The 12,882-nt window shown below is 61.4% G+C and carries 6 protein-coding genes; all 6 read left to right on the plus strand.

Annotated features, from left to right (window positions below; genetic code table 11):
• Positions 1–28: 28 nt before the first annotated feature.
• Complete coding sequence (gene rpoB, locus GUV69_RS20805) at positions 29–3,538, plus strand: DNA-directed RNA polymerase subunit beta (RefSeq protein WP_164205879.1); 3,510 nt, start codon at positions 29–31, stop codon at positions 3,536–3,538.
• A gap of 109 nt (positions 3,539–3,647) precedes the next feature.
• On the plus strand, positions 3,648–7,547 hold the full coding sequence (locus tag GUV69_RS20810) for a DNA-directed RNA polymerase subunit beta' (protein ID WP_164205881.1): 3,900 nt from the start codon (positions 3,648–3,650) through the stop codon (positions 7,545–7,547).
• A gap of 422 nt (positions 7,548–7,969) precedes the next feature.
• Positions 7,970–8,344: a 30S ribosomal protein S12 gene (gene rpsL / locus GUV69_RS20815; RefSeq protein WP_011692814.1), complete on the plus strand. Its 375-nt coding sequence runs from the start codon at positions 7,970–7,972 to the stop codon at positions 8,342–8,344.
• Between the two features lies 1 nt (position 8,345).
• Positions 8,346–8,816: a 30S ribosomal protein S7 gene (gene rpsG, locus GUV69_RS20820; protein ID WP_026531948.1), complete on the plus strand. Its 471-nt coding sequence runs from the start codon at positions 8,346–8,348 to the stop codon at positions 8,814–8,816.
• A gap of 69 nt (positions 8,817–8,885) precedes the next feature.
• The gene (fusA, locus tag GUV69_RS20825) at positions 8,886–11,000 is read left to right on the plus strand and encodes an elongation factor G (RefSeq protein WP_164205883.1); all 2,115 of its coding nucleotides are present in this window, start codon (positions 8,886–8,888) and stop codon (positions 10,998–11,000) included.
• Positions 11,001–11,267: 267 nt separating this feature from the next.
• Positions 11,268–12,458 carry an elongation factor Tu gene (gene tuf / locus GUV69_RS20830; protein WP_164205885.1) on the plus strand — a complete coding sequence of 397 codons (1,191 nt, stop codon included), beginning with the start codon at positions 11,268–11,270 and terminating at the stop codon, positions 12,456–12,458.
• Positions 12,459–12,882: the final 424 nt, after the last annotated feature.

The raw sequence follows: 12,882 nt of genomic DNA on the forward strand, positions 1-12,882 counted from the left end.
CGCCTGAAGGTCTGTGGAAGGATCCCTCTTGGTCGCCTCGAGCACCTCTAATAACGAAACCGCTAACACCGCCGACAGCACTGATGGTGCCACTCGCCGGCTCTCATTCGCAAAGATTCACGAACCTCTTGACGTTCCGAATCTGCTTGCCCTGCAGACGGACAGCTTTGACTGGCTCGTCGGCAACGAACGCTGGCAGGCACGCGTAGCGAAGGCTGTCGAAGAAAACGATCTCAGCGTCGCCACCACGTCCGGACTGTCGGACATCTTCGAAGAGATCTCCCCGATCGAGGACTTCCAGGGCACCATGTCCCTGAGCTTCTCGGAGCCGGAGTTCGCTGACCCCAAGTACACCATGGCCGAGTGCAAGGACCGGGACGCAACGTACTCGGCTCCGCTTTACGTCAAGGCCGAGTTCATGAACAACAACACGGGCGAAATCAAGCAGCAGACCGTGTTCATGGGCGACTTCCCGCTGATGACCGAGAAGGGCACCTTCGTCGTCAACGGCACCGAGCGCGTGGTCGTCTCCCAGCTGGTCCGTTCACCGGGCGCCTACTTTGAGCGCACCGCTGACAAGACCAGTGACAAGGACATCTTCACTGCCAAGATCATCCCGTCCCGCGGTGCATGGTTTGAACTCGAAATCGACAAGCGCGATCAGGTCGGCGTCCGCCTCGACCGTAAGCGCAAGCAGTCGGTCACGGTTCTGCTGAAGGCCCTCGGCTGGACCGAAGGCCAGATCCTCGAAGAATTCGGCCAGTACGACTCCATGCGTGCAACGCTGGAGAAGGACGCCACCGAAACCCGCGAAGACGCGTTGCTGGACATCTACCGGAAGCTGCGACCGGGCGAGCCGCCCACAGTCGAGGCTGCCCAGTCACTCCTGGACAACCTGTACTTCAACTCCAAGCGCTACGATCTGGCCAAGGTTGGCCGCTACAAGATCAACCGCAAGCTTGGCATTGACCGCTCCCTTGGCGACAAGGAAGCTTCGGTCCTGCACGTTGAAGACATCGTAGCCATGATCAAGTTCCTGGTTGCCCTGCACGCCGGCGAGAAAACCCTTACGGGCAAGCGCGACGGCCAGGACCACGAACTGCGTGTCGAGATCGATGACATCGACCACTTCGGCAACCGCCGTATCCGCGCCGTCGGCGAGCTCATCGAGAACCAGGTCCGCACCGGCCTGTCCCGTATGGAGCGCGTTGTCCGCGAGCGGATGACGACCCAGGACGTCGAGGCCATCACGCCTCAGACCCTGATCAACATCCGCCCGGTTGTCGCAGCCATCAAGGAGTTCTTCGGAACGTCCCAGCTGTCGCAGTTCATGGACCAGAACAACCCGCTCTCGGGTCTGACCCACAAGCGCCGTTTGTCCGCGCTTGGCCCGGGTGGTCTGTCCCGTGACCGCGCAGGCATGGAAGTCCGTGACGTTCACCCGTCCCACTACGGACGTATGTGCCCCATTGAAACCCCTGAAGGCCCGAACATTGGTCTGATCGGTTCGCTGGCATCCTACGGCCGCATCAACCCGTTCGGCTTCATCGAGACTCCCTACCGTCTCGTCTCCGAGGGTGTTGTCTCCGATGAGGTCCAGTACCTCACGGCCGACGACGAAGCTGAGGTCCTGATCGCACAGGCCAACGCCCCGCTGGACGAGAACAAGAAGTTCGCTGAAGAGACCGTCCTGGTCCGCGCCCGTGGTGGTGGAGGCGAGCCTGTGCTCGTTCCCGCCGGCGAGGTCGAGTTCATGGACGTTTCCCCGCGCCAGATGGTGTCCGTGGCTACGGCCCTGATCCCGTTCCTCGAGCACGACGATGCTAACCGCGCACTCATGGGTGCCAACATGCAGCGCCAGGCTGTGCCGCTGGTCCGTTCCGAGGCTCCCTTCGTGGGCACCGGCATGGAGCGCGCCGCAGCAGTGGACGCCGGTGACGTCACCATCGCCAAGAAGGCCGGCGTAGTTACCGAGGTTTCCGCTGAACTGGTCATCGTGCTCAACGACGACGGTACCGAAACCAACTACCGCATCAACAAGTTCGCTCGCTCCAACCAGGGCAACTGCTACAACAACCGCGTCCTGGTTAACGAAGGCCAGCGCCTTGAGGTTGGCGGCATCATCGCCGACGGCCCGGCAACGGACCAGGGCGAGCTCGCCCTGGGTAAGAACCTGCTCGTGGCATTTATGTCATGGGAAGGCCACAACTTCGAGGACGCCATCATCCTCTCGCAGCGCATTGTTGCCGAGGACGTTCTTTCCTCCATCCACATCGAGGAGCACGAGATTGATGCCCGCGACACCAAGCTTGGTGCCGAGGAAATCACCCGTGACATCCCCAACGTGTCCGAGGAAGTCCTGGCGGGCTTGGACGAGCGCGGCATCATCCACATCGGTGCTGAAGTTGAAGCCGGCGACATCCTTGTTGGAAAGGTCACCCCGAAGGGTGAAACCGAACTGACCCCGGAAGAGCGCCTGCTGCGCGCCATCTTCGGTGAGAAGTCCCGCGAAGTGCGCGATACCTCCCTGAAGGTTCCGCACGGCGAGTCCGGCACGGTTATCGGCGTCCGCGTCTTTGACCGCGACAACGACGACGAGCTGCCCCCGGGCGTGAACCAGCTGGTCCGCGTCTACGTGGCTGCCAAGCGTAAGATCACCGACGGCGACAAGCTCGCCGGCCGTCACGGCAACAAGGGTGTTATCTCCAAGATCCTCCCGATCGAGGACATGCCCTTCCTTGCCGACGGCACCCCGGTTGATATTGTCCTGAACCCGCTGGGTGTTCCGGGCCGTATGAACGTGGGCCAGGTGCTCGAAACGCACCTCGGCTGGGTTGCCAAGACCGGCTGGAAGATCGAAGGCGAGCCCGAGTGGGTCAAGCAGCTGCCGAACCTGCCGCGCGAGAGTGGCCAGACCACTGTTGCAACGCCGGTGTTCGACGGCGCCCGTGAGGAAGAAATCACGGGCCTGCTGGACTCCACCAACGTGACCCGCGACGGCGACCGCCTGATCAACTCCTCAGGCAAGACCCGCCTGTTCGACGGCCGCTCCGGCGAGCCGTTCCCGGATCCGATCTCCGTGGGCTATATGTACATCCTGAAGCTCCACCACCTGGTGGACGACAAGATCCACGCCCGCTCCACCGGCCCGTACTCCATGATCACGCAGCAGCCGCTGGGTGGTAAGGCACAGTTCGGTGGCCAGCGCTTCGGTGAAATGGAAGTGTGGGCGCTCGAGGCTTATGGCGCCGCCTACACGCTCCAGGAGCTCCTCACGATCAAGTCGGATGATATCCACGGTCGCGTGAAGGTCTACGAAGCCATCGTCAAGGGCGAGAACATCCCCGAGCCGGGCGTGCCTGAGTCCTTCAAGGTCTTGATCAAGGAAATGCAGTCGCTGTGCCTGAACGTGGAAGTACTTTCCACGGACGGAACCACAATTGAAATGCGTGACTCTGATGACGCAGTCTTCACGGCTGCGGAGGAACTGGGTATTGATCTGTCTCGTGCAGAGCCCAGTTCCGTAGAAGAGGTCTAGAGTCCTCCGGAGCAGGGCAGCCGGCCCGCCGCGCTGCCTTGCTCCGGGGCTCCCTCTTCCCGTAACCCAAGACTTCAGAATTTAGAGAACAAGAGAGAACAGGGACCATATGTCCAGCGAATCCTCCTTCGGCCTCATGCAGATCGGCCTCGCCACCGCGGATGACATCCGTGGCTGGTCTTACGGCGAGGTTAAGAAGCCGGAAACCATCAACTACCGCACGCTCAAGCCTGAGAAGGACGGCCTCTTCTGCGAGAAGATCTTCGGCCCTTCCCGCGACTGGGAATGCTACTGCGGTAAGTACAAGCGCGTGCGCTTCAAGGGCATCATCTGCGAGCGGTGTGGCGTCGAAGTCACCCGCGCAAAGGTCCGCCGTGAGCGCATGGGCCACATCGAGCTGGCCGCCCCGGTCACGCACATCTGGTACTTCAAGGGTGTTCCGTCCCGCCTGGGCTACCTCCTTGACCTGGCTCCGAAGGACCTCGAAAAGGTCATCTACTTCGCCGCCTACATGATCACGAGCGTCGACGCCGACAGCCGCCACGAGGAACTGCCCAACCTGCAGGTTGAGCACGACATCGAGAAGAAGCAGCTGATCGACAACCGCGACTCCGATATCGCCACGATTGCCCGCGACCTCGAAAACGAGATCGCCCGCCTCGAAGGTGAAGGCGCCAAGGCTGCCGACAAGAAGAAGGCCCGCGACTCCGCCGACCGCCAGATGGCGAACGTGCGTAAGCGTGCCGACGCCGAAATCGAGCGCCTCGAGCAGGTCTGGGACCGCTTCAAGAACCTCAAGGTCGCTGACCTTGAAGGTGACGAAGGCCTGTACCGCGAACTGCGCGACCGCTACGGCATGTACTTCGAAGGCTCCATGGGTGCCGAAGCCATCAAGAAGCGTCTTGAGAACTTCGACATGCAGGCCGAGTCTGACCTGCTGCGCGACATCATCGCCAACGGCAAGGGCCAGCGCAAGACCCGCGCCCTGAAGCGGCTGAAGGTGGTCAACGCGTTCCTGACCACCAACAACAGCCCGCTCGGCATGGTTCTTGACGCCGTCCCGGTGATCCCGCCGGAACTGCGCCCGATGGTCCAGCTGGACGGTGGCCGCTTCGCGACCTCCGACCTCAACGACCTTTACCGCCGCGTGATCAACCGCAACAACCGCCTCAAGCGCCTGCTTGACCTCGGCGCGCCGGAGATCATCGTCAACAACGAGAAGCGCATGCTTCAGGAAGCTGTTGACAGCCTCTTCGACAACGGCCGCCGCGGCCGTCCGGTCACCGGACCGGGCAACCGTCCGCTGAAGTCCCTGAGCGACATGCTCAAGGGCAAGCAGGGCCGTTTCCGCCAGAACCTCCTTGGCAAGCGCGTTGACTACTCCGGCCGTTCAGTAATCGTGGTCGGCCCGCAGCTGAAGCTGCACCAGTGTGGCCTGCCAAAGCAGATGGCACTGGAGCTCTTCAAGCCGTTCGTGATGAAGCGCCTGGTTGACCTCAACCACGCACAGAACATCAAGTCGGCCAAGCGCATGGTTGAGCGTTACCGTCCGCAGGTCTGGGACGTGCTGGAAGAGATCATCACCGAACACCCGGTGCTGCTCAACCGTGCACCTACCCTGCACCGCCTCGGCATCCAGGCCTTCGAGCCTCAGCTTGTTGAAGGTAAGGCAATCCAGCTGCACCCGCTGGTTTGTGGCGCTTTCAACGCTGACTTCGACGGCGACCAGATGGCAGTGCACCTGCCGCTGAGCCCGGAGGCCCAGGCCGAGGCACGCATCCTGATGCTGTCCTCGAACAACATCCTGAAGCCCTCGGACGGACGTCCGGTCACCCTGCCCTCGCAGGATATGATCATCGGCCTCTACCACCTGACCACCAAGCGTGTCGGTTCAGCTGGCGAAGGCCGCGTCTTCTCCTCGGTTGCCGAAGCCATCATGGCCTACGACCTCCGCGAGCTGCACCTGAACTCGCAGGTTAAGATCCGTCTTGAAGGCTTCGTTCCTTACGCGGGCTGGGAAGCTCCGGAAGGTTGGGAGCCCGGCCAGCCGGTGCTCGTGGAGACCTCCCTGGGCCAGGTTATCTTCAACCAGACCCTGCCCGAGGATTACCCCTGGGTTGAAAACGTTGCGGACAAGGGCGAACTGTCCACGATCGTCAACGACCTCGCCGAGCGCTACCCGAAGGTGGTCACGGCGGCAACGCTGGACAACCTGAAGGATGCCGGTTTCTACTGGGCCACCCGGTCCGGCGTCACCGTCGCCATCTCGGACATCGAGGTGCCCAAGGACAAGCCGCAGATTCTTGCCGGCTACGAAACCATGGCCGCCAAGATCCAGGGCCAGTACGACAAGGGCCTGATCGACGACGACGAGCGTCGCCAGGAACTGATCGAGATCTGGAACAAGGCAACCAACGAGATCGCCCAGGCGATGCGCGACAACCTGTCGCCGATGAACACCATCAACCGCATGGTGTCCTCCGGTGCACGTGGTAACTGGATGCAGGTCCGTCAGATCGCGGGTATCCGTGGCCTGGTGGCCAACCCTAAGGGTGAAATCATCCCGCGTCCCATCAAGTCCTCCTACCGCGAGGGCCTGTCGGTGCTGGAATACTTCATCGCCACGCACGGTGCCCGTAAGGGTCTGGCTGACACCGCGCTGCGTACCGCCAACTCGGGTTACCTGACCCGTCGTCTGGTGGACGTTTCGCAGGACGTCATTGTCCGTGAAGAGGACTGCGGCACCGAGCGCGGCCTGGTCACGCCCATTGCCGTGCCGGACGCCAACGGCGAACTGGTCCTGGACGAGAACGTCGAGAACAGTGCCTACGCCCGTACGCTCGCTGTTGATGTTGTGGACTCCAAGGGCAATGTCCTTGCAGCCGGCGGCACTGACTGCGGCGACGTCGTCATCGCTGAGCTGTTCGCAGCCGGCATCACCGAGGTCAAGGTCCGCTCTGTACTCACCTGTGAGTCCAGCGTTGGCACCTGCGCCCTGTGCTACGGCCGCTCGCTGGCCACCGGCAAGACGGTGGACATCGGTGAGGCCGTGGGCATCATCGCGGCACAGTCCATCGGTGAGCCCGGTACCCAGCTGACCATGCGTACGTTCCACACCGGTGGTGCCGTGTCCGCCAGCGGCGGCGACGACATCACCCAGGGTCTGCCCCGTATCCAGGAGCTCTTCGAAGCCCGTACTCCGAAGGGTGTCGCACCGATTGCTGAAGCAGCCGGCCGCATCGCCATCGAAGAGTCCGAGCGCCAGATGCGCCTGGTCATCACCCCGGATGACGGATCTGAAGAGATCGCGTACCCGGTACTGCGCCGTTCACGTCTCCTCATTGAGGATGGCGATCACGTCACGGTAGGCCAGAAGCTCATCAACGGCCCGGTGGATCCCAAGCAGGTTCTGCGCATCATGGGTCCCCGTGCCGCGCAGAAGTTCCTGGTGGACGAGGTCCAGGGCGTGTACCGCAGCCAGGGCATCGGTATCCACGACAAGCACGTCGAGGTCATCGTCCGCCAGATGCTGCGCCGTGTCACGGTCATCGAGTCCGGCGAATCGGATCTGCTGCCCGGCGAGCTCGCCGAGCGCAGCCGCTTCGAGGATGCCAACCGCCGCGTTGTGTCCGAGGGCAAGACTCCGGCATCCGGACGTCCTGAGCTCATGGGCATCACCAAGGCGTCCCTCGCCACCGAGTCCTGGCTGTCCGCAGCTTCCTTCCAGGAGACCACCCGCGTCCTGACGCAGGCGGCCATGGAAGGCAAGAGCGATCCGCTGCTCGGCCTCAAGGAGAACGTCATCATCGGTAAGCTGATCCCGGCCGGCACGGGTCTCCCGCGCTACACCGAGGTCACCGTGGAGCCCACTGAAGAAGCAAAGGCCAACCTGTTCACCGGCCCCAGCGCATTCAGTGACTTTTCGTACGATTCCCTGGGCGGCGACGGAGCTCCTGAGTTCCACGCCATCCCGCTGGATGACTACGATCTTGGCAACGATTTCCGCTAACGCCTAAGGCAGCGCGGGGTCACTTACGGCCCGATCCACACCTTGGATCGGGCTCACAGTGACCCCGCGTTGCTGTTTAAGCGCGGAAGGACGCTGAAGGGAGGACGACGGCGGCACCCGGCTTCCGCCGTCGCCCTCCTTACACCCGATTAAGGCGCGGGAGCAAGCCGTGCTAGAATTTTGGTAATTGTTCTGTGTGGCAGTGGATGAAGGCCGCCGCAGCATCATTTTGGTTTTGTTCTCATGATGTTGGGTGTGAGCTTGTTTCCGGGTTGCGGGTTAGGTGCGCAACGAATGCCACTCTTTTGCACGCCTAGGCACGATTCGAGACACCAAGGCTGCAAGGACAACGCCAAAACCGATGCGATGACGGCTGACGCCTGGATGTATCGGTAGAGATCAAACCAACGGAGAACACGAGAGTGCCTACGATTAACCAGCTGGTCCGCAAGGGCCGCACGCCTAAGGTCAAAAAGACCAAGGCTCCTGCCCTGAACGGCAGCCCGATGCGCCGCGGTGTTTGCACCCGCGTTTACACCACCACCCCCAAGAAGCCGAACTCGGCTCTGCGTAAGGTTGCACGTGTGCGCCTCAACGGTGGCGTGGAAGTTACTGCCTACATCCCCGGTGTAGGCCACAACCTGCAGGAGCACTCCATTGTGCTCGTTCGCGGTGGTCGCGTTAAGGACCTTCCGGGTGTCCGTTACAAGATCGTCCGTGGCGCCCTCGATACCCAGGGTGTGAAGAACCGTAAGCAGGCACGCAGCCGTTACGGCGCAAAGATGGAGAAGAAGTAATATGCCTCGCAAGGGTCCGGCCCCGAAGCGGCCGCTCGTACTAGATCCCGTTTACGGCTCCCCGCTGGTCACCCAGCTCATCAACAAGGTGCTCGTTGACGGCAAGAAGTCCACCGCAGAGCGCATCGTTTACGGTGCCCTCGAAGGCGCCCGCGCCAAGTCCGGCGGCGACCCCGTAGCAGCCCTCAAGAAGGCCATGGACAACGTCAAGCCTTCCCTCGAGGTCCGTTCACGCCGCGTTGGTGGCGCCACATACCAGGTTCCGGTTGAGGTCAAGCCGGGTCGCTCGACTGCCCTCGCCCTGCGTTGGCTGGTTGGCTACTCCAAGGCCCGCCGCGAAAAGACCATGACCGAGCGCCTCCAGAACGAAATCCTGGATGCCTCCAACGGTCTCGGTGCCGCTGTGAAGCGTCGCGAAGACACCCACAAGATGGCCGAGTCCAACAAGGCCTTCGCACACTACCGCTGGTAATACTTCCCGGACGCCGCCGGCTCACCTGAGCCGGCGGCGAACGTGCAGTCCATCCGAAAGGGAGACACCGTGGCACAGGACGTGCTTACCGACCTTAGTAAGGTCCGCAACATCGGCATCATGGCCCACATTGATGCCGGCAAGACCACCACCACCGAGCGCATCCTGTTTTACACGGGTGTGAACCACAAGATCGGCGAAACGCACGACGGCGCTTCGACCACTGACTGGATGGAACAGGAAAAGGAACGCGGCATTACCATCACGTCTGCCGCCGTGACCTGCTTCTGGGAAAACAACCAGATCAACATCATCGACACCCCCGGCCACGTTGACTTCACCGTTGAGGTTGAGCGCTCACTGCGCGTCCTCGATGGTGCTGTCGCCGTCTTCGATGGCAAGGAAGGTGTTGAGCCGCAGTCCGAGACCGTTTGGCGTCAGGCTGACAAGTACAACGTTCCGCGCATCTGCTTCGTCAACAAGATGGACAAGCTCGGCGCTGACTTCTACTTCACCGTCGACACCATCATTAGCCGTCTCGGTGCCAAGCCGCTGGTAATGCAGCTGCCCATCGGTGCCGAGAACGACTTCATCGGCGTCGTCGACCTGCTGTATATGCGTGCACTGGTCTGGCCCGGCGACTCCAAGGGTGACGTCACCATGGGTGCCAAGTACGAGATCCAGGAGATCCCGGCTGACCTTAAGGAAAAGGCTGAGGAATACCGCGCAGCCCTCGTTGAGGCCGTTGCAGAGTCTTCCGAAGAGCTCATGGAGAAGTACCTCGAAGGCGAAGAGATTTCCGTCGACGAGCTCAAGGCCGGCATCCGCAAGATGACCATCAACTCTGAGCTCTACCCGGTATTCTGTGGCTCCGCGTTCAAGAACCGTGGCGTTCAGCCGATGCTCGATGCTGTCATCGACTACCTGCCGAACCCGCTCGACGTCCCGCCGATGATCGGTCACGATCCCCGCGACGAAGAGAAGGAACTGACCCGCAAGCCGTCTTCCGAAGAGCCCTTCTCGGCTCTGGCATTCAAGATCGCCGCGCACCCGTTCTTCGGCCAGCTCACCTTCATTCGCGTGTACTCCGGTCACGTGGAAGCAGGCGCACAGGTGGTCAACTCCACCAAGGGCAAGAAAGAGCGCATCGGCAAGCTGTTCCAGATGCACGCCAACAAGGAAATGCCCGTTGAGGGCGCTACCGCCGGCCACATCTACGCAGCGATCGGTCTGAAGGACACCACCACGGGTGACACCCTGTGCGACTCCGCCAACCAGATCGTTCTCGAGTCCATGAGCTTCCCGGAGCCCGTGATCTCGGTTGCCATCGAGCCGAACACCAAGGGTGACCAGGAGAAGCTCTCCACGGCCATCCAGAAGCTCTCCGCTGAGGACCCGACCTTCCAGGTCTCCCTCAACGAAGACACCGGTCAGACCATCATCGCCGGCATGGGCGAGCTCCACCTGGACATCCTGGTGGACCGCATGCGCCGCGAATTCAAGGTCGAGGCGAACGTCGGCAAGCCGCAGGTTGCTTACCGCGAGACCATCAAGCGTGCAGTAGAGCGTCACGACTACACGCACAAGAAGCAGACCGGTGGTTCGGGTCAGTTCGCAAAGATCCAGATCGCGATCGAGCCGATGGACACCGCCGACGGCGAGCTGTACGCGTTTGAGAACAAGGTCACCGGTGGCCGCGTTCCGCGCGAATACATCCCGTCCGTTGACGCGGGTATCCAGGATGCACTGAACGACGGCGTCCTGGCCGGTTACCCGGTTGTCGGCATCAAGGCAACGCTGATTGACGGCGCCTACCACGATGTTGACTCCTCGGAAATGGCGTTCAAGATCGCCGGCCGTATGGCTTTCAAGGAAGCTGCACGCAAGGCGAACCCTGTTCTGCTCGAACCGCTGATGGATGTCGAAGTCCGCACCCCTGAGGAATACATGGGTGAAGTTATCGGCGACATCAACTCACGCCGTGGCCAGATGCAGTCCATGGAAGATGCACAGGGTGTCAAGGTCATCCGTGCGCACGTCCCGCTGTCCGGCATGTTCGGCTATATCGGTGACCTGCGTTCGAAGACCCAGGGTCGCGCTGTGTACTCCATGACGTTCAACAGCTACGCCGAGGTCCCGAAGGCAGTTGCCGACGAGATCATCCAGAAGACCCGCGGCGAATAGTCCTTCGGACTTTCACAGCGACAAACTCGGGTGCGTTTCCGCTTAGCGGAAGCACACCTGGTGCAGATGGCCGGAACCGGGTCAGGACGCAGTCCCGGTTTTTGGCCGGTTCCTGGCCATCTGCACGAACAGGCACTAGGCACTAGTATTAGTTCCTGAATCTGCAATTTCACCAATCCAAAGCCCCCCAAGTAGACTTACCTGAGTTTCTGCCGCGATAAGCGCGGTTGAAGGGTAAGTCATTTGAAAACGTTCTAGGAGGAACCTGTGGCAAAGGCAAAGTTCGAGCGGACTAAGCCGCACGTTAACATCGGCACCATTGGTCACGTTGACCACGGTAAGACGACGTTGACGGCCGCCATTTCCAAGGTGCTGTACGACAAGTACCCGACTCTCAACGAGAAGCGTGACTTCGCGTCCATTGACTCTGCTCCCGAAGAGCGTCAGCGCGGCATTACCATCAACATCTCCCACGTTGAGTACCAGACCGAGAAGCGCCACTACGCACACGTAGACGCTCCGGGTCACGCTGACTACATCAAGAACATGATCACCGGTGCTGCTCAGATGGACGGTGCAATCCTCGTGGTTGCCGCCACTGACGGCCCGATGGCTCAGACTCGCGAGCACGTTCTGCTCGCCCGCCAGGTTGGCGTTCCCTACCTGCTGGTCGCGCTGAACAAGTCCGACATGGTTGACGATGAGGAACTGCTGGACCTCGTTGAAATGGAAGTTCGTGAGCTCCTCAGCTCGCAGGGCTTCGATGGCGACGAAGCACCGGTTGTCCGCGTTTCCGGCCTGAAGGCCCTGGAAGGCGACCCCGAGTGGGTCAAGTCCGTTGAGGAACTCATGGAGGCCGTGGACAACTCTGTTCCGGACCCCATCCGCGACCGCGACAAGCCCTTCCTGATGCCGATTGAAGATGTCTTCACCATCACCGGCCGTGGCACCGTTGTAACGGGCCGCGCCGAGCGTGGAACCCTCGCCATCAACTCCGAGGTCGAGATCGTCGGCATCCGCCCGGTCCAGAAGACCACGGTTACCGGTATCGAGATGTTCCACAAGCAGCTCGACGAAGCATGGGCCGGCGAGAACTGTGGTCTCCTGCTCCGCGGTCTGAAGCGTGATGACGTAGAGCGTGGCCAGGTTGTCGTCAAGCCGGGTTCCATCACCCCGCACACCGACTTCGAGGCTAACGTCTACATCCTGTCCAAGGACGAAGGCGGACGTCACAACCCGTTCTACTCCAACTACCGCCCGCAGTTCTACTTCCGCACCACGGACGTAACCGGCGTTATCACCCTGCCGGAAGGCACGGAAATGGTTATGCCTGGCGACAACACTGAGATGACCGTTGCGCTCATCCAGCCCATCGCCATGGAAGAGGGCCTCGGCTTCGCTATCCGCGAAGGCGGCCGCACCGTTGGTTCAGGCCGTGTCACCAAGATCATCAAGTAACCACTTGCTGATCTAGGATCAGGAGCCCGCTTGCCGGGTCCTTGAGACTTATCAACAGCCCCGCTGCGTATCTTCGCAGCGGGGCTGTTGTTTGCTATGGTTAATCCACTCATTGGATTAATTGTGCAGGCATGCTGCGCCGTAGAGAGGGATCGCCGTGAGGGACGAAATGTTTGAAGCGGGCTACCGCGCCGGGCACCTCCAAGGGTGGCTAGACGCCATGGCCAAGCTGCAGGCAGAGGACGGGGCACGCCCGGCAACCAGTGAGCCTGTTAGTCCTGCCCCTGCTGAACCGTCCGCAGGGGAAGGGCCGACGGCGGTACGCGGCGATCGTCCTGCTCCGGCTCCGGCAGGAAATGCTGATGTCCCCGTATCCATGCCGCCATGGTCACCATGGGCGGCAGTGCCGTCCCCGACTCCAGCC

Origin of the sequence: [Micrococcus luteus] ATCC 49442, assembly GCF_010367585.1 — a bacterium.
GTDB classification, from domain to species: Bacteria; Actinomycetota; Actinomycetes; order Actinomycetales; family Micrococcaceae; genus Arthrobacter; species Arthrobacter luteus_A.

What these genes read in the sequence shown, in the direction of transcription:
- rpsG (WP_026531948.1), top strand. Translation starts at nt 8,346, where the DNA reads ATGCCTCGCAAGGGTCCGGCCCCGAAGCGGCCGCTCGTACTAGATCCC.
- GUV69_RS20810 (WP_164205881.1), top strand. Translation starts at nt 3,648, where the DNA reads ATGTCCAGCGAATCCTCCTTCGGCCTCATGCAGATCGGCCTCGCCACC.